Raw genomic sequence first — 17,419 nt, 5'->3', positions numbered from 1 at the left:
TCATCGCGCGCGTTTCATCGCGCGCGGGCGGGTGGCGCCCTCGGCGGGCGCCGCGGCGGGGGCGGCTTCAGCGGGCGCGGCGATGGTGGCCCCGCGCGGCAGCCAGCGCTGGTGCACGGGGGCGGCGGGCTGCCGCAGGAGTTCGAGGCGCGGAGGCACGCGGTCCGTGCGCGTACCGGGCGGGCGGCCGCTGCCTGCCTTCCAGCACGGTGCCCAGGGAGCGGCCGGGCCGCGATAGCCCTGGGCGGCGGCGGCGTGCAGGGTCCACAGCGGGTCGTGGAGCTGGGCACGGCCGACGCCGCACAGGTCGGCACGGCCCGCCAGGATGATGGAGTTCACGTCGTCGTACGTGGAGATGGCGCCGACGGCGATGGTGGGGACCCCGGTGGCGTTGCGGATCAGATCGGCGTACGGCGTCTGGTAGCTGCGGCCGAAGCGGGGCCGCTCGTGCGCGACGACCTCGCCGGTGGAGACGTCGATGGCGTCGGCGCCCGCCTCGGCGAGGGCTCGGGCGATGCCCACGGCGTCGGCCTCGCTCAGGCCGCCCTCCGCCCAGTCGGCGGCGGAGATCCGGACCAGCAGCGCCTTGCCCGCGGGCCATGACTCCCGTACGGCGCGCAGCACTTCCAGGGGGAAGCGCAGCCGCCCGGCCAGGCTGCCGCCGTACTCGTCGGCGCGCCGGTTGGTCAGCGGCGAGAGGAACCCGGAGAGCAGGTGCCCGTGCCCGTACTGGAGTTCCAGCGCGTCGAATCCGGCCCGGTCGGCGCGTTGGGCCGCCCGTACGAAGTCCCGTACGACCAGGTCCATGTCGGCACGGGTGGCCTCGCGCGGCGCCGTGCTGTTCTCGTCCCAGGGGAGCGGGGAGGCGGCGATCAGGGGTCCGGTGGCCGCGCGGCGGCCCGCGTGGGTGAGCTGAATGCCGAGGCAGGTGTCGCTCTGGCCGTGGACGAAGGTGGTGATGCGTCGCCAGGCGGCCTCGTGAGCGTCGTTCCACAGGCCCGGGCAGCCGAGGTCGGGGCGGGCGTCGGCTCCGACCGCGGTCATGCCGGCGACGACCAGGCCGGCCCCGCCGAGGGCCTGGGTGCTCAGGTGGACGAGGTCGAAGTCGCCCGGGACTCCGTCACGGGCGGTGGAGAGGGCGGTGGGCGGGACGACGACCCGGTTGCGCAGGTACAGGCCGCCGATCCGGAAGGGCCGGAACATCGGCGGGACGGGCTCGGTGGTGTTGACGGCGGTGGTGAAGGCCTCGTCGCGGAGGCGCAGATTGCCGTAGGTGACGCGGCGACTGCGGGTCAGCAGGTTGAAGGCGAACTGATGGGGGTCCTGGCCGGTGTAGCGGTCGATGTTCTCGAACCATTCGAGGCTGGCCTGGGCGGCCCGCTGGGTGGACTCCACGACCGGCCGGCGTTCGTCCTCGTAGGCGGCGAGCGCGCCCGGGACGTCGTCCGGATGCTCGTGCAGGCAGGCCGCGAGGGCGAGTGCGTCCTCCATGGCGAGCTTGGTGCCGGAGCCGATGGAGAAGTGGGCGGTGTGGGCCGCGTCCCCGAGGAGCACCACGTTCTCGTGCCGCCAGGTGCGGTTGCGCACCGTCGTGAAGCGGAGCCACTTGGAGTTGTTGGGCAGGAGCCGGTGGCCGTCCAGGTGCCCGGCGAGGATCTCCTCGCAGCGCCGGATGCTCTCCTCGTCGCTGGCGCCGGGCGGGTACTCCCGGTCGGCGCGGTCCGCGAAACCGGCGCGACGCCAGGTGTCCTCGTCCAGCTCCACGATGAAGGTCGAGCGGGAGTCGTCGTACGGGTACGCGTGTACCTGGAGGGTGCCGAAGTCCCGCTCCTCGACGATGAAGGTGAAGGCCTCGAAGACCTTGTCGGTGCCGAGCCACATGTAGCGGCCGGCACGTTCGTCGAGGTCGGGGCCGAAGGTGTCGGCGTAGGCGGCGCGGGTGGCCGACCGGACGCCGTCGCACGCGACCACCAGGTCGTACTCGGCGGCGAGCCGGTCCACGGGCGGGGCCTGCGTGCGGTAGCGGACGTCCACGGCGAGGGCCGCGCAGCGGTCCTGGAGGATCCGCAGCAGGCTCCGGCGGCCGAGGGCCGCGAAGCCGTGTCCGCCGGAGGTGAGGGTCCGCCCCCGGTAGCGGACGTCGATGTCGCTCCAGCGGGCGAACTGCGCCGACATCGACGCGTGGACGACCGGGTCGGCGGCCGCGATGCCGTCGAGGGTCTCGTCGGAGAAGACGACCCCGAAACCGAACGTGTCGTCGGGGGCGTTGCGTTCCCACACGGTGACCTCCCAGTCCGGGGAGAGCTGCTTGGCCAGGGCCGCGAAGTACAGGCCGCCGGGCCCTCCTCCGATGACTGCTACGCGCACGGGGTGCCTCCTGTGGTTCTGTGGATCAGTTCGGGGGCCTGCGGGCCCGCCGTGGTGAGGACCTCGCGGACATCGGCGGGCCAGGGAGTGGTCCCGGTGGCGCGGGCCGCCGAATGGGCGATGACCATGCGGCCGGTGGCGGCCTTCGTGCCCTCCTCGCCGAGGACGGTGAAGGCGTAGTGCAGGGAGCTCGCGCCGACCTCGGTGACGCGCAGCTCGGTGCGGACGGCCTCGCCGAACCAGAGCCGAGCGCGGTAGTCGGCCTCGAAGTGGACGCGGGGCGTGCTGCCGAAGAGGTGGGAGAGTCCCAGGCGGCGCAGCAGCACGGCCTCGGCGGCCTCGACCCAGCGGACGACGGTCGAATGGTGGTAGTGGCCGGCGGCGTCCGTGTCCGGCCACTCGACGCGGCGTTCGACGGTGACGCTGGGCAGGCACGGCACCAGGGCCTCGGAGGCGCCGTCGGCGCGGCTGCTCGCGTGTGCGTCGGCCTCGGTGCGGATGCCGTCGATTCCGCGGGCCTCGGTGCGGACACCGTCGATCCCGCCGGCCTCGGGGGTGTTCTCGGGTGCGGCGGCCGCTGTACGGGTGTCGCCGGGTCCGGCGGCCGTGGGGTCGCCGCCCGTGCGAGTGTCCTCGGCCCGGGCCGCGGCCCGGGCGAGTCGGCGCAGTTCGCCGCGCTGCAGCTTGCCGTTGGCGGTCTTCGGGAGCTCCGCGACGAACTCCACGGCCCTCGGGTACTTGTACGGTGCGATGGCCTGTTTGACGTGGGCCTGGAGCTCGCGGACGGTGGCCTCGGTCGCCGGCATGCCGTCGCTCAGGACGACGTACGCCTTGACGACCATGCCGCGCCGCTCGTCCGGGGCGCCGACGACGCCGCAGTCCTCGACGTACGGGTGGGCGGCGAGCGCCTTCTCGACCTCCGGGCCGGCGATGTTGTAGCCGGAGGAGACGATCATGTCGTCGCTGCGGGCGACGTACCAGAAGTAGCCTTCGGCGTCCCGTATGTAGGTGTCGCCGGTGATGTTCCAGCCGTTCCTGACGTACGTGGTCTGGCGCCGGTCGGACAGATAACGGCAGCCCGTGGGGCCGGTGACGGCCAGCAGGCCGGGCTGTCCGTCGGGCACCGGATCGCCCTGGTCGTCGACCACCGCGGCGCGGTACCCGGGGACGGGCCGGCCCGTGGACCCGGGGCGGATGTCCTCGTCGGCCGCGGAGATGAAGACGTGCAGCATCTCGGTGGCGCCGATGCCGTCGATGATGCGCAGGCCCGTGGCGGCGTGGAACTCCTCCCAGACGGAGGCCGGCAGGGGTTCCCCCGCGGACACGCAGCGGCGGAGGCCGGACAACTGCCCGGTCGCCCCGGCGGCCATGATCGCCCGGTAGGCGGTCGGCGCGGTGAACAGGACGGTCACGCCGTGCGCCGCGACGAGATCCGCCAGTTGCCGAGGGGTGGCCTGCTCGATCAGCAGGGTCGCGGCGCCGGTGTGCAGAGGGAAGACCACGAGCCCGCCGAGCCCGAAGGTGAACGCGAGCGGCGGTGTGCCGGTGAAGACGTCGTCGGGGCGGGGTTTGAGGATGTGCCGCGAGAACGTGTCGGCGTTGGCGAGGACGTCCCGGTGGAAGTGGAGTGTCGCCTTGGGGCGCCCTGTCGTCCCCGAGGTGAAGGCGATCAGCGCCACGTCGTCGGCCGCGGTCTCGACGGCGGTGAACCGGCCCTCCTTCGTGGCGCAGCGGGCGGTCAGATCGGTCTCGCCCGGGCCCCCGTACGGGATGACCGGCAGGCCGGGCGGGCCGGGGCTTCCTGGCGGGCCCGGAGGGGCCGCCGCGTCGAGTTCCGCGAGGTATCTGTGGTCGCACACGGCGACCGTCGGTCGGCTGATCTCGCACAGCTCGGCGAGTTCGGCGGAACGCAGGAGCGGCATCGTGGTGACGGCCACACCGCCGGCCTTGAGGACGCCGAACCACGCGGCGACGAGCCAGGGGTTGTTGGGGCCGCGCAGCAGCACGCGGTTTCCGGGCCGGATCCCATGGTCCTCGGTGAGCACCTGGGCGACCTGGTCGGCGCGCTGCCGGAGCTCGCCGTAGGTCCAGCGCTCGGTCGGGGTCAGCAGACAGGGACGGTCCGGGCCCCAGCGCTCGACGGCGTCGTCGAGCAGGCGGCGGGCGCAGTTGAGCCGGTCGGGGTAGTTCAACTCCGGTAGGTCGAAGTGGAGTTGAGGCCAGAGGGAGAAGTCGGGCAGCCGGTCGCGGCAGAAGGGATCGGCATGTGCCGAGGGGGAGAGCTCCATGGGGCGGCACCTCAATCAGGGAGCAGCGGGGAGATGGGGCAAGTATCTCGATAATTTGGCGGCCGTCAACTTTCCGCAATATCTTGAAGCCCCGCCGCACCGCCCGAGCGACTCAGGCGAGAGGGACCCGCACCCGCACGCACTTGCCCAACTCATGCACGACGACGGCGAGTTCGCCTCCCACCTCGGCGGTCATCAGCTCGATCAGAAGCAGACCTCGCCCGCCCTCGGCATCCGGATCCACCTCGGCGGCAGGATCGGGCAGCCGAGGCAGTCCGGCCGCCCCGTCGGCGACCCGCAGGCACAGCCAGCCCCCGCCGCAGGAGACGCCGACGCCTATCCGGCCGGTCGCGGCGTGCTGGACGACATTGCCGACGAGCTCACTGACCGCCAGGAGGAGGGTGTCCGCGAGGTCGGCGGCGATCCTCCAGCCCTCGAGCAGGGCGCGGACGCGAGAGCGGACCAGCGGAACGGTCGCCGGGGTGGGCTCGGACACCCAGCGAACGAAGGCCCGCGTGAGGGCGGGGCCCGGAGCGTGCTCCGGAGCGCGCCCCAGGGCGTGACCGGGGGCAGACCCATGCCCGGAAGCCGGGTGCGCCGGGGCCGGAACGGGGGATGCGGGATGAGCGGCGGCGGTGAGCATGACGTGCTCCCAGGGGGACATGCGACGCCACCGCCGGGTCACTCGTGTAACTGACCCAAAAATCAGACAGCTACTGGGCTTGTCGGCAGCGGAAATGCGTCGCTAGAGTTTTGATAACACGTGTAACACGTTACGTCTCCCCAGGTCCGGCGCGCAAGCATTTCGGACAAAGCGTTACGAACCCTGGGGCCGGCAGAAGGGCCGCAATGACGCAATCCCACCCGGCCGAGCTCGACCTGGCCGACATGACCTGGCCGCCCCCGCCCTACCACCCCCCGGCACCGCCTGTGACGGACGAGAACGGGGTGCGCCGCTTCGACGGGGTCACCTACGCCACCACACCCGGCTACCGTCCCCGGCTTCTCGACGTCCAAGTCCCGGCCGGTGAAGGCCCGTTCGCTGCGGTCGTGTGGATCCACGGCGGCGGCTGGCTGGACGGTGACCGTCGCTATCCGCCGCCGACCGTGCCGGCCGCGCTGCTGCACGGATCGGTCGTGGCCGCCGGGCTCGCGCTCGTCTCCGTCGACTACCGGCACAGCCTCGAATCCCCCTTCCCGGCCCAGCTGCATGACGTGAAGGCCGCGATCCGGTACATCCGCCGGTTCGCCGGCGACCTCGGCATCGACCCGCACCGGATCGCCGTCTGGGGCGAGTCGGCGGGCGGGCACCTGGCGGCACTGGCGGGCCTCGTCGGCCCGGGCAGTGCGAACGCGGAAGCGCTGGAGGGCGCCCACGGGGTGGCCACCGGAGACACCGGCGTCCGGGCCGTCGTCGACTGGTACGGGGTCTCCGACCTGCCCGCCCTGGTCGGTCACCCTCTGCCGGGGTTGCCCCCGGGCGGCGAGTTCCCCGACCCGTACGAGGCTCTGCTCGGCGGCACCGAGGCGGAGCGCCCGGCGCTCGCCCTGGCCGCGAGCCCGGTGACGTACGCGCGGGACTCCACCCCGCCGCCGTTCCTGCTGATCCACGGCACGCGGGACGGCCTGGTCCCGTTCAGCCAGAGCGAGGCGCTCGCCGAAGCCCTGGCGGGCGCGGGCGGAGACGTGACCCTGCGGCCCGTCGAGGGCGCCGACCACATTTTCCTGGGCTCCGCCGACATCCCGGAGATCGTCGCGGAGAGCGTCGCGTTCCTGGCCCGGCATCTGAACCCAGGGGCCTGAGGCCCCCACCCGGCCCTGCGCCCCGCTCCCCCGCCCACCCGCGCCGCCGCTCACCCAACCGCGCCGCCGCTCACCCAACCGCGCCGCCGCTCCCTTCCGACGCGCTTCCGTTCCCGACGCGGTCATGTTCCGTCGCAGTCCTGTTCCGCCCGGGGGGCCCGGTCCTTCCGAGCCCCCCGGCCACCCAAGGGCCGCGGGCCCACCCCCGCGGTCACGAGAGGCACCCATGTCCACGAAATCGGCCGCCCCCTCCCCCGTCGTCGAAAGACCGCCCGCCCACGCGGCGGCCCCGCGCCGCCGCGCCGGTCTCCTGATGGCGGGGCTCCTGCTGCTCGGCGCCGCCGCACTGCCGGCCTTCGTCGTCCGACCCGACCCGACGAACCCGCCGTTCCAGGGTCTGGACGACCAGTGGCTGGCCTGGATGGGCGGCCCGCACGACGGGCCGTACGCCGTACTGGCCACGGCCCTGGACTGGTTCGGCGGCCCGCTGGGCGTCGTCGTACCGCTCGCCCTGCTCCTCCTCCTGCTGCTGCGCCGGCGCTGGACCTCGGTCGGCTTCCTGCTCGGCGTCTACTTCGCCGGCCATCTGCTCGTCGTCCAGGGGCTCAAGCACCTGGTGGACCGGCCGCGTCCGGCGAACCCGCTGGTCCGGGTCGACCACGGCTCGTTCCCGTCCGGCCATGCGGCCGGGGCGGCACTGCTCGTCGTCCTCATCGGGGTACTGCTGATCCCGGCCGCGCGGCGACGAGCCTGGTGGCTCGGGGGCATCCTCTTCACGCTGGCCATGATGTGGAGCCGTACCTGGCTGCACGCGCACTGGCTCACCGACACGGCGGCCGGAGCGGCCGCCGGTGCGGGCGCGGGTCTCCTGGCGTGGTGGCTCTGCGCCCCCGCGCTCGCCCGGGAGTCGCTCCGCGAGCGCCGGGGGCCGGCCGCGAGCACGCCGGTCGCGGCACCTGTGGTGCCGTAGGGGCCGTAGGTGAAGGCGGCGTCTCCCGGCCGGTGAACCGTACGGGCCGGGGGCCGCCGCCGTCGTGAGCGAACGTCGCCCCGGGCCCCGGGCCCCGCGAAGCGGTCGACGACACGGCTCTCGTACTCCCGCTCGGCGGCCACGCTCGCCCTCGGGCCGCTCCGTGGGCCGGCGCGCACGGGGCGGCTGACGCGTGGCGCAGCCGTTGGGGCGGGCGGGGAGGTGGCTCAGGAGGTCTGGCGGTGGACGAGTACGGCCTCTATGGCGGGGAGCGGCGCGGTCGAGCCGGTCTCGATCAGCTCGTGCAGGGCGTCCGCGATCTGGGCCGGTGACGCCAGGTCCAGGCGGATCGTGCTGAGCGCGGGCTGCTGGAACGCCGAGAGGACGAGGTCGTCGGAGCCGACGATCGCCACCTCGTCCGGCACCGCGATGCCCTCGGCCTTGAGGGCGTGCAGGAGAAGTGCGGCGTACTCGTCGTTGTAGGCGAAGACGGAGTCGAGGTCCAGGCCCGCCCAGCGGCCGGCGAGCGCGGCCGCGGACTCCCTGGTGTAGGCGAGCTCCACCGGAGTGACGGTGGCCATGTGCCGGGCCGCGACCGATTCGGCTCCCGCGAGGCGCGGTCGGGCGAAGGCGTCGAGGCCGCGCTCCTGGGGCATGACGACGCCGATACGGCTCCGGCCGCGGGCGATCAGGTGCTCGGCGGCCGTGGCGCCGATACGGGCGTGATCGAAGCCGATGGTGTGGACCCCGGGCACGGGGCGGGACGCGAAAGCCAGCAAGCCGCGCACTCCGGCGCGGCGCAGCAACTCGGCGGCCTGCGCGGTCAGGCTGTCACCGTCGAGCGCGACGACCGCCGCCGGGCGCAGTTCCGCCCAGGCGCGGGCGGCGTCGAGGGGGTTGCCGAAGCGGCCCGCGTGGAGGACGGCCGTGTAGCCGTGACGGTCGAGTTCGCTGTGCAGGTCGTCGACCCAGTCGCTGACGAGCCGGCCGATCGCGGAGATCGAGGCGGGCATCAGGACGAGATTGCTCCGCCCGGCACGCAGGGACCGGGCGGCGGCGTGCGGGACGTAACCGAGCCGGTCCGCCGCGTCGAGGACGCGGACGCGGGTGGTCTCGCTGACCCGATGGCCCGGGGTGTTGTTGAGTACGAAGGAGACGGTGGCGCGGGACACCCCGGCGAGGCGGGCCACATCGGCGCTCGTGATCGAGGCGGGGACGGGGGTTTCTTCTGCCATGACGTCCCTTGACACTCCTTGCGCTGGGTTCGGCCTGCGTCGTACCTTCTTCCACCTCCGAGGTTACACGAGTTAGATCACGACTGTGGTGGTCCGCGCGCGACAGCGCCCGGACCACCACTGTTCCGCCGCTCCCGCTGACACGCCGGGGGCGTTCGCGTTACGCCGTGAGGGGTCGCGCCACCGCGGCGTGCAGGCGACGCGAGTCACCGGCGAGGTCTCCGAGAGCGGTCACCACCGAGTCGAAGCGCATCGTGGTGCGTGTGTGCGCGCCGTACGGGTCCCACGTCGGCATCGCGGCGTGGTTCGGGTCGCCGGTGCGAGCGAACGCGATCCACGCCTGATGCATGGTGTGCGCGAGCCCGTCGCGGACCGCGGGGTCGAGCCCGGCCAGGAAGGGCGCGTGCGCCCACCGGTCGAAGTTGGCGAAGGCGAAGGGGAGTTCGAGGCAGTGGGCGGCGCCGAGGCGACCGTCGTGCGCCGGCGTGGGGAGGTCGAACTGGTAAGCCCGGACGGGGCGCCCCACGTCCGCCCTGGCCTCGGCGAGTCGCACGGCGGGGACGCGGAAGAGTTCGTCCGTGATCAGGTCCATCAGCACATCGGCGGGGCGCGCGCCGGGCCGGGTCCGTTCGTACTCCGCGTACACCCCGGGCGCGGCTTCGGACCCGAAGGTCTCGGCGATGCGGGCGATCACCCGGTCCCGGTCGGCGGCGGCGTACGCCGGGTCGAGGGCGAAGCCGAAGTTGGACTCCTCGCGGGTCCAGCCGATCATCACGTCGATGCCGGTCGCGGCCCCGTGCAGCAGTGCCTCCACCGGGTGGCGCGTCAGGGTGACCCCGTCGATGACGGGCAGGAACGGGGTCGGCCAGTAGCCCCAGCTCGACGTACGGGCGAACAACCCGCCGGCCGCGCCGATCAGTGCGGGCCAGGGCAGTTCGCGCAGTTCCGCGACGGTCTTGACGCCGGCCAGCTCCAGGTAGGCGGCCGTCCGTTCCAGGGCCGCGTCCGGGTCGGGGAGGTCGAGACCGAAGGGCGGGCTCTGCAGGATCACGCGCCTGATCAGCCCTTGAGTCTCGGGGAGTCCGGCCAGGGCGGCCGCGGACAGGGCGCCGCCCGACTGCCCGGCGACGGTGATGTTCTCCGGGTCACCGCCGAACGAGGCGATGTGCGCCACGGTCCAGCGGAGGGCGGCGAGCTGGTCGCTGAGCCACGGGTTGCCGGCTCCTTCGGGGTTGCCGTCCTCGGGGCCGGTGTAGAGGTAGCCCAACGGCCCGATGCGGTAGTTGATGCTCACCACCACGAGGTCGCCGTCGCGGGCGAAGGTCTCGCCCGAGTAGTTCGGCATCGATCCGGAGCCCGAGACGAAGCCGCCGCCGTGGATCCAGAGGAGCACCGGGCGGCGGGCCTCGTCGGCCGCCGGGGTCCAGACGTCGAGGGTCAGGCTGTCCTCGTCGAAGGGTGGCGATCCATGGCCGCCGAGGACCGGGTCCCCGCCCTCCATGTACAGCTGCGGCACGCTGGGGCCGTCGACGGTCGCGTCCCGGGTTCCGCTCCAGCCCGGGTGCGGCTGGGCGGGGCGCCAGCGCAGGCCGCCGACCGGGGGTGCGGCGTAGGGCACGGCGCGGAACACGGTGACCCCGCTTTCGATCGCGCCGCGCAGGCGTCCTGCGGGGAGGTCGACCAGCGTGCGATCCGGGCCTGGGGTGAGAGCCATGAGCCGATCCTTCCTGGGTCGGGCGCCGAACGCGCACCGACCCGGCGAGAGTATGGCGCAAATTCTTCGACCGTCAATGATTCGCTATACAACCACCTTCACAGCCAGAGGCTGTTGGCCGCCGTGCGTTCCGCCTCCGTCGTCAGCAGGGGCTCGAAGACCCGCCACAGGAGCAGGCAGGCTCCGGCTCCGGCCAGCGCGCCGGCCAGGGTGTCGCTGAGCCACTGGGCGTGCAGCCAGGTGCGGCTCCACATCATCGCGACGACGTACAGGGCGCCGAACAGCCACCACCAGCGTCGCGCACGGGGCGGGAACACCACCACCGCTGCCGCGACGACCAAGGTCACGGCAGTGAAGACCTGGCCGGAGGGGTACGAGCCGTCGTTGACGAGGACCCAGGGAAACGGCGGGCGCGGACGGTCGACGAACTGCTTGAGGGGCAGCACCACGGCCATGTTGGCGAGAACGTCGGCCGCGAACACGTACAGGCCGGAGCGCCAGCGCCCGTAGACGCACAGGCAGCCGCACAGCATCAGCGGCAGGATCATGCCGAGCGGACCACCGAGCCGGTCGAGGACGGTGGCGAAGCCGGTGGCCGCGCCGGCGGGCGAGCCGTCCATCGAGGCCGCCCACCGATCGTCGAGCCCCTGGAAGAACGGGCGGTCGACGACCCGGAGCAACAGCCCGACCAGGAGCGGCGCGAGGAGGAGCGCGCTGCCGGCGGCGAGCGCGTGGCGCGGCGGAGCGGCCGGGAGATGGTGGCGGGGAGGGTGTACGGGACGCGGGGGCGGGGGCGGCACGGCGTCGGGTGGGCACGGCAGCATGGCGGGCCTTTCACGGTGTTTCACCCGGAGCGGTGGGGCGCGCGGGAGGACGGGCGCGGGGATGCGGAAGGGAGAACGCGAAAGCGGAGGCGCTGAGCCGCGGAAGGGGGGTCGCGGCGGAGGCCCCGTACGGCCGCACGGGCCGGCCGGAGCACCGGAGCCGTGGGGCGGTCGTCGCGGTGCGGCACGGAGTATGGCGGATGCTTGACCGCTGCCACAAGGGCAAGAGGGTGACGAGACACGACGGCCCAGGTCAGCACCGGGCCCGAGTGGTTACACGTGCCCGACATGCGGTTCTCGCCTCGGTCACGATCTGCGCAGCGACCGGGCACAGGCACTGGCGGGACGCGGGATTGGGTGCTACACAGTCTCCAAGCCCTGCGGGTGACACGTGTAACAACACCTTGTCGGCCACAGCCGTCCGCAACGGCTTCCGGTGACACCGCCACCCCCGCGACCGCTCACGCGGCGTCTCCCGTGTACCGCCCCCGCGTGTACCGGAAGCGATGTCCCACGGCCCGCACCCCGGCCGACCCCCGGTCCCGCACCGCTCCAGCTCCCACTCCGTCCTCCCAGGAGTCGTCATGGCCACGAACGAGCTCACCGATCCGATCGACCCACCCGCCACGGGCACCGACAGCGCCGTCACCACCGCGGAACCGGAAGCTCCACGCCAGCGCGGGCTCATGCTCCTGCTGCTGGTCGCCAACTCCGCCATGATGGCGGTCTACCTGGGCGTCGGCTCCGTCCTCCTGCCGACCCAGGTCGCCGCGATCGCCCCCGACGACAAGGTCGCCGTCCTGGGCCTGATCGGCGGCATCAGCGCCATCTTCGCGACCGCCTTCAATCCGATCGCCGGCGCCCTCTCCGACCGCAGCGGCCGCCGCAACCCCTGGATCCTCGGCGGTGCGCTCGGCGCCCTGCTCGCCCTGGCCCTGCTCGGCAGTGTCACCACCGCGCTGCTCGTCGGCATCGGCTGGTGCCTGGTCCAGGCGACGATGAACACCTACCAGGCGGCGGTCACCGCGATCGTCCCCGACCGCGTCCCCGCGGCCCGCCGCGGCACGGCGTCCGCGCTGGTGGGACTGGGCATGCCGATCGGCGGTACCGTCGGCGTCCTCATCGCCTCGCAGACGGCGACGCATCTGCGTACCGGATACCTGGTCTTCGGCGCGATCGTCGCCGTGGCCGCCCTGCTCCTCTCCGTCTTCTGCCGTGACACCCCCCGTACCGAGCCCGCGCCGAAGGCGGCCAAGGGGTCTCAACTCGCGGCGTTCCTCTCCGCGCTGGCCAACCACGACTTCCGCTGGGCCTTCATCGGCCGCGCCCTGATGGTGCTGGGCTACTTCTCCGTCGTCGGCTACCAGCTCTACATCCTGGGCGACCACATCTCCCTGCCCGCCGGAATGACGCCGCCCGCGGCGATCGCCATCCTCACCCCGGTGTCGATGGTCGCGGTGGCGCTGTCCACCGTCGTCGGCGGCCTGCTGTCCGATCGCTGGAACCGTCGCAAGGTGTTCGTCGGCGTCTCGGCGGCGCTGGCCGGGCTGGTCATGGCGGTGCCCGTCATCAGCCCGACCTGGACCGGAATGCTCGTGTTCAGTGCGCTCAACGGGCTCGCCTTCGGCTGCTTCATGGCCGTCGACACCGCGCTCGTCACCCTGGTCCTCCCCCGCGCGGAGGACGCGGCCCGCGACATGGGCGTCCTGAACATCGCGAACGCCGGTCCGCAGATCGTCGCTCCCTTCGTCGCCTCCGCCATCGTCACCGCGCTGGGCGGGTACACCCCGCTGTTCCTGGCCGGCGGCGCGCTGTCGCTGATCGGCGCGCTCGCCATCCTCCCGATCCGCAGCGTGCGCTGAGCCACGCTGGGCCCTCCGCGGCGGACCGGGCGCCGGTGCCATGTCCTGTCATACCGACAGGGCCGGGCGATCCGGCGATCCGGCGAAGAGGCCGGGGCCCTGTCGGCCGCGTCCCGCACCGACGCCGCCCGACCCGTACTCCGGCGGGCACACGCCAGGGTCACGTGTCCGCCGGCCCCGCACCACCTCATCGCGCCACCACACCCTCGTACCACCACATCGTCACCCCCTCCCCCCTCTTCCTAGGAGCCCCTGTGAGAAGCAAGCGAGTTCTGCCGCCGGCCACGCTGATCCTGTGCACCGCGGCCCTCGTGGGAACGGCACCCGCGCTCGCCTCGTCCGGGACCGCCCCGGCGCCCGCGGCCCCCGCCGCTCCGCTGCGGATCCTGCTCACCAACGACGACGGCTACAACGCGCCGGGCATCCGCAAGGCGTTCGAGCGGCTGACCGCCGCCGGGCACGACGTCACGATCGTCGCCCCGCTCACCAACCAGAGCGGTACCGGCACGAAGATGTCGAGCGCCCCCACCATCACGGTGAAGCACCCCGAACCGAAGGTGTGGGCCGTCGACGGCAGCCCGGGCGACTCGGTGGCCTTCGGTCTCTCCGAGGTGTTCGAGGACCGCGCCCCGGACCTGGTGGTGTCCGGCACCAACTTCGGGCCGAACGTGGCCGGTCTCGCCAGCCACTCCGGCACGGTCGGCGGCGCCGTCGCGGCGGTGGAGTCCGGCGTACCCGCCATCGCACTGAGCACGGGCGGCCTCTCGGTGCCCGATCCGGTCACCACCGTCAACGCGATGGGCCCGACGCTCGACTTCGCCGTCAAGCTCATCGACCGGCTGCGTACGCGGGCGAAGTCCGGGCCGCTGCTGCCGAAGGGCGTCGGCCTGAACGTGAACCACCCGGTCGTCGGCGCTGACGGCAAGGGCACCGCCTCCGGCGTGTCGACCACGTTCCAGGATCCGCAGACGATCCTCGAACCGGACTTCACCGACTCCGGGGACGGCACCTGGAAGGTCGGGGTGACCGTGGACTTGCGTCCGCCGGCGAAGGGCGGAGACGTGGAAGCCGTCAGCGCGGGCCGGATCGCCGTCAGCCCGATGAGTGCCGACTGGAACACCGGCCCCGCCGACCACGCCGTCACGTCCACCCTGATCGCCGGTCTGCGTCCCTGACCCCCGCTCCACCCACCCCAGCCCACGTCAGGAGGACGGATGAAGCGGTCCGGAAATCGGCCCACTTCGGCAAGACCCCTGCTCAGCACGGCCCTCGCTCTGGTGGCACTGCTCACGTCGGCCGTCCCGGCCGTGGCCGCGACGCCCGGGACCCGCTCGGCCTCCGCCTCCGCCTCGGCTTCCGCTTCGGCGGGCGGCCCGCACCGCCCGGTGGTGACGGTCGCGCAGGGCGCGCTGCGCGGACAGAACCGCGACGGGGCGCAGGAGTTCCTCGGTGTCCCCTATGCCGCTCCCCCGGTCGGGGAGGACCGTCTGCGGGCGCCGCGGGAGCCTCGCCGCTGGAGCGGCGTGAGAGAGGCGGACCGGCAAGCGCCGGCCTGTGTGCAGTTCATGCCGTTCGGGATCGCGGACCCCTCGGCCGCCAGCGAGGACTGCCTCTACCTGGACGTGTACCGCCCGAGGGGAGCCCGGGCCGGGTCCCGGCTCCCGGTGATCCTCTGGATCCACGGGGGCGCGTACACCATGGGCACGGGCACCCAGTTCGGCGGCCGGACGATGGCCGATCTCACGGACAGCGTCGTGGTCAGCGTCAACTACCGGCTCGGCCGGCTGGGTTATCTGGCGCTTCCGGAGCTGGCGCGCGAGAACGCATGGGGTACCGGCTCCTTCGGCCTGCTGGACCAGGTCGAAGCGCTGCGCTGGACGCGGCAGAACATCGCGGCGTTCGGCGGGAACCCCGGCAACGTGACGGTCTCCGGGCAGTCGGCGGGCAGCGCTTCGGTCTGCGGGCTGCTGGCCGCGCCCTCGGCGTCCGGGCTGTTCCACCGCGCCGTGTTGCAGAGCGGGCCGTGCACGCTGATCGGTACGCCCGACCTCGCGCGGGCCGAGTCACAGGCTCGCGAGGTCGCCGGGCGGGCGGGCTGCGACGATCCGGGCACGGTCGCCGCCTGTCTGCGTGCCGCCCCGGCGGCGGCGCTGGTCGAGGCGGCGCGCACGGTGCCGACGCCGGGGCCGGCCTCGGGTGACGGGCTGTTGCCCGTGGATCCGGCCACCGCGATCGGCAGCGGGAAGTGGAACAAGGTGCCGGTGATGATCGGGAGCACCCGCGCCGAGTCGCGGCTGTTCGTGGCGCTGTCGCAGCCGAGGCTGACGGAGGCGGAGTACGAGGCGCAGGTCCTGGCGGCGTACGGAACGGCGGGCCCGAAGGTGCTCGCCCGCTATCCGGTCCCGGTGTACGGGTCGCCGTACCTGGCGCTGTCGGCGGTCATGACCGACTCCTCCTTCGCCTGCCACACCGCGTGGACGGCGCGGCTCTTCGCCTCCCAGGTGCCGACGTACGTCTACGAGTTCGACGACCCGGAGTCCCCGACGTTGGCGGGTGCGCAGGTTCCGGGGCTGGACATGTCGAACGCGCACAGTGCCGAGCTCGCCTATCTGCACGACTTCACGGCGGGCGACCGGCCGCTGACCTCGATCCAGGTGGCGCTCGCGACGCGGATGAAGCGCTACTGGGCTGCCTTCGCCCGCTTCGGCTCGCCGGCGGTACCGGGGCAGACGGTCTGGCCCGCGACCGGAAGCGGGACGGTCCTCACGCTGCACCCGACGTCGACGCGGACGAGTACGTCGTTCCTGGCGGACCATCAGTGCGGCTTCTGGGGGAACCGACCGCCTCGTTCGCCGCTGTGACGGTGTGACGACGCCGGGCCACCGCCCACCTGCCGGTGTGCGGTGGCCCGGCGTCGCCCGCGTCAGTCGGGACCCGTGGACAGTTCGCCGCGCAGGCGTCGGGCGCGGAGGACCAGGAGCATCTCGAAGCGGCGGTCCGGGTCGTCGAGGGCGTCACCCCACAGTTCACGGATCTGCCGCAGCCGGTAGCGGGCCGTCTGGGGGTGCACGCCGAGGCGGTTCGCGACCTCCGGGGCGCCGCCGGAGGTCTCGATCCAGGCGAGCAGGGTCGCGGCGAGGCGGCGGGCCTGCGCCGGGCCGACGTCCTGAAGCGGGGTCAGGCAGCGCGGGGCCGCGGCATCGATCAGCTCCCGGGAGGGCAGCAGGACGAGTTCCTCGGTGCGATCGGTGCAGTACTGCACCTCACCCCGGGGCAGGAGACCGTCCTCGATCAACCGCACGGCGGTCTCCGCCCACCGCAGGGACGTCGCCGCGGCCGCGAGCGGCACCGACGGCCCGATCGCGCCGGACCAGCCGGTGGTGGCCCTGCGCACCAGGTCCGCGCGGCCCCCGGCGTCCGGCTCGGGGATGACCATGCGGGGCTGTTCGCTCTCCATGTCGAGGAGGATGCCCTGGCCCACGGCGGGGGCGACGGCCTCCCTCGCCGGCCGGATCAGTACGCCCACGGCGATGGTGGCGGGCAGCTCCCAGCCGATGCGGGCAGCTCGTTCGCCGAGGGTGTGCGCAGCGTCACCGCGCTGCCCGGACAGCAGGAGGTCGATCAACTGCCGTTGCAGCCGCAGGCGTTCGCTCGCCTGCCGGGCGGCCGCCTCCGCGTATCCGCGCACCGACTGCTCGACGAGCCCGTCCAGGTACTCGAAACCGGATTCGGCGAGTTCGTACATGGCGGGCGCGGCGATGTCGACCTGCTGACCGATCTCGGCGAACCTTCGCCAGGCGAGGCGCACCCCGAGTCGGTAGACGGCCTGAAGGGAGTCGAGACTGCGGCCGTTCAGCCCCTCTCCTCTGCCGAACTCCTGGAAGACCGCGGGTGGCACCCGGGGATCGGCCGCCCCGGAGGCCAGGTGCTGGACGAATCCCTCGATGGCACGCCGGATGCCCACGAGCGCCATCGGCTCACCCGACTCGCCCTCCACGAGCCGTAGTTCGGGGAAGTCGCTCCGGATCTCCCGCAGGATGGCCTGGGCCAGATCCGCCGCCCCGGCCAGGGCGATCGCGGCGAACCGCTCCACCTTCGGCCGGGGCACCTCACTCCAGGAAGGACAGTTCATCGGAGCGGCTGGGCCGTGTCGTAGGTGATCAGGGGGACGTTGGGCTGCTCGGGGGTGGCATCCAGCAGTGCCACGATCCCGAAGGCGGTGCCCACGGCGAGTGCCGCGGCGATCACAACGGTCGTCGATGCGGCGAGCAGTCTGCGCATTGTGTCGGGTCAGCTCCTCGTTGGAGACGATCCCACCCCGGCCGGCCCCCGCCGGTCGAGCGTCAGTCTTGACGG

General features: G+C 73.2%; 13 protein-coding genes and 1 pseudogene. 5 read left to right on the top strand and 9 right to left on the bottom strand.

All coding sequences use genetic code 11. From position 1 onward, the window contains the following. From ACZ4VW_RS16920 to ACZ4VW_RS16905, 4 genes and pseudogenes are all read right to left on the bottom strand, one after another. On the bottom strand, window positions 1-2,367 hold the full coding sequence (locus ACZ4VW_RS16920) for an oxidoreductase (RefSeq protein ID WP_467962951.1): 2,367 nt from the start codon (window positions 2,365-2,367) through the stop codon (window positions 1-3). Next, window positions 2,358-3,035, bottom strand: coding sequence for an acyl-CoA thioesterase (locus ACZ4VW_RS16915; protein WP_467963191.1), 678 nt, complete (start codon window positions 3,033-3,035; stop codon window positions 2,358-2,360). Before ACZ4VW_RS16915 ends, ACZ4VW_RS16920 begins: the two co-directional genes overlap by 10 nt. Continuing rightward, window positions 3,021-4,655, bottom strand: a pseudogene (locus ACZ4VW_RS16910) (AMP-binding protein); the annotation flags it as partial. The gene ACZ4VW_RS16915 and the pseudogene ACZ4VW_RS16910, both read right to left, overlap by 15 nt. A 112-nt stretch (window positions 4,656-4,767) precedes the next feature. After that, window positions 4,768-5,151: an ATP-binding protein gene (locus tag ACZ4VW_RS16905; RefSeq protein ID WP_467962949.1), complete on the bottom strand. Its 384-nt coding sequence runs from the start codon at window positions 5,149-5,151 to the stop codon at window positions 4,768-4,770. A gap of 353 nt (window positions 5,152-5,504) precedes the next feature. On the opposite strand from ACZ4VW_RS16905, the gene ACZ4VW_RS16900 reads away from it, so the two are divergent. Next, a complete protein-coding gene (locus tag ACZ4VW_RS16900) occupies window positions 5,505-6,458 on the top strand; it encodes an alpha/beta hydrolase fold domain-containing protein (protein WP_467962947.1) in 954 nt (317 codons plus the stop codon). Window positions 6,459-6,684: 226 nt separating this feature from the next. Beyond that, window positions 6,685-7,428, top strand: coding sequence for a phosphatase PAP2 family protein (locus ACZ4VW_RS16895; protein ID WP_467962945.1), 744 nt, complete (start codon window positions 6,685-6,687; stop codon window positions 7,426-7,428). Between the two features lie 227 nt (window positions 7,429-7,655). On the opposite strand, the gene ACZ4VW_RS16890 is transcribed toward ACZ4VW_RS16895, so the two are convergent. From ACZ4VW_RS16890 to ACZ4VW_RS16880, 3 genes are all read right to left on the bottom strand, one after another. Further along, entirely contained in the window at window positions 7,656-8,663 is a 1,008-nt protein-coding gene (locus ACZ4VW_RS16890; RefSeq protein WP_467962943.1) for a LacI family DNA-binding transcriptional regulator, read from the bottom strand. 160 nt (window positions 8,664-8,823) lie between these two features. After that, on the bottom strand, window positions 8,824-10,377 hold the full coding sequence (locus tag ACZ4VW_RS16885) for a carboxylesterase/lipase family protein (protein ID WP_467962941.1): 1,554 nt from the start codon (window positions 10,375-10,377) through the stop codon (window positions 8,824-8,826). Window positions 10,378-10,475: 98 nt separating this feature from the next. Then, on the bottom strand, window positions 10,476-11,201 hold the full coding sequence (locus ACZ4VW_RS16880) for a phosphatase PAP2 family protein (RefSeq protein ID WP_467962939.1): 726 nt from the start codon (window positions 11,199-11,201) through the stop codon (window positions 10,476-10,478). 584 nt (window positions 11,202-11,785) lie between these two features. Here ACZ4VW_RS16880 and ACZ4VW_RS16875 point away from each other — a divergent pair. From ACZ4VW_RS16875 to ACZ4VW_RS16865, 3 genes are all read left to right on the top strand, one after another. Continuing rightward, a complete protein-coding gene (locus tag ACZ4VW_RS16875; RefSeq protein ID WP_467962937.1) occupies window positions 11,786-13,063 on the top strand; it encodes an MFS transporter in 1,278 nt (425 codons plus the stop codon). A gap of 254 nt (window positions 13,064-13,317) precedes the next feature. Continuing rightward, window positions 13,318-14,238, top strand: coding sequence for a 5'/3'-nucleotidase SurE (surE, locus tag ACZ4VW_RS16870; RefSeq protein ID WP_467962934.1), 921 nt, complete (start codon window positions 13,318-13,320; stop codon window positions 14,236-14,238). Between the two features lie 102 nt (window positions 14,239-14,340). Then, window positions 14,341-15,924: a carboxylesterase/lipase family protein gene (locus tag ACZ4VW_RS16865; RefSeq protein WP_467962932.1), complete on the top strand. Its 1,584-nt coding sequence runs from the start codon at window positions 14,341-14,343 to the stop codon at window positions 15,922-15,924. 62 nt (window positions 15,925-15,986) lie between these two features. Here the strand turns inward: ACZ4VW_RS16865 and ACZ4VW_RS16860 are convergent, their stop codons facing one another. Together ACZ4VW_RS16860 and ACZ4VW_RS16855 are read right to left on the bottom strand one after the other, a co-directional pair. Beyond that, window positions 15,987-17,195, bottom strand: coding sequence for a PucR-like N-terminal domain-containing protein (locus ACZ4VW_RS16860; protein ID WP_467962930.1), 1,209 nt, complete (start codon window positions 17,193-17,195; stop codon window positions 15,987-15,989). Beyond that, window positions 17,192-17,344: a hypothetical protein gene (locus ACZ4VW_RS16855; RefSeq protein WP_467962928.1), complete on the bottom strand. Its 153-nt coding sequence runs from the start codon at window positions 17,342-17,344 to the stop codon at window positions 17,192-17,194. The genes ACZ4VW_RS16860 and ACZ4VW_RS16855 overlap by 4 nt, the downstream gene beginning before the upstream one ends. Between the last annotated feature and the right edge of the window lie 75 nt (window positions 17,345-17,419).

This window comes from Streptomyces sp. NPDC029139, from assembly GCF_055564335.1.
The sequence above is the reverse complement of the archived record's forward strand: the minus strand, read 5'-3'. Positions and strand labels throughout refer to the sequence as shown.

Bases quoted from the DNA above. Each gene is read 5' to 3' on its own strand.
- ACZ4VW_RS16895 (WP_467962945.1), top strand. From the start codon at position 6,685: ATGTCCACGAAATCGGCCGCCCCCTCCCCCGTCGTCGAAAGACCGCCC.
- ACZ4VW_RS16880 (WP_467962939.1), bottom strand. From the start codon at position 11,201: ATGCTGCCGTGCCCACCCGACGCCGTGCCGCCCCCGCCCCCGCGTCCC.
- ACZ4VW_RS16885 (WP_467962941.1), bottom strand. From the start codon at position 10,377: ATGGCTCTCACCCCAGGCCCGGATCGCACGCTGGTCGACCTCCCCGCA.
- ACZ4VW_RS16900 (WP_467962947.1), top strand. From the start codon at position 5,505: ATGACGCAATCCCACCCGGCCGAGCTCGACCTGGCCGACATGACCTGG.
- ACZ4VW_RS16855 (WP_467962928.1), bottom strand. From the start codon at position 17,344: ATGCGCAGACTGCTCGCCGCATCGACGACCGTTGTGATCGCCGCGGCA.
- ACZ4VW_RS16860 (WP_467962930.1), bottom strand. From the start codon at position 17,195: ATGAACTGTCCTTCCTGGAGTGAGGTGCCCCGGCCGAAGGTGGAGCGG.
- ACZ4VW_RS16890 (WP_467962943.1), bottom strand. From the start codon at position 8,663: ATGGCAGAAGAAACCCCCGTCCCCGCCTCGATCACGAGCGCCGATGTG.
- ACZ4VW_RS16875 (WP_467962937.1), top strand. From the start codon at position 11,786: ATGGCCACGAACGAGCTCACCGATCCGATCGACCCACCCGCCACGGGC.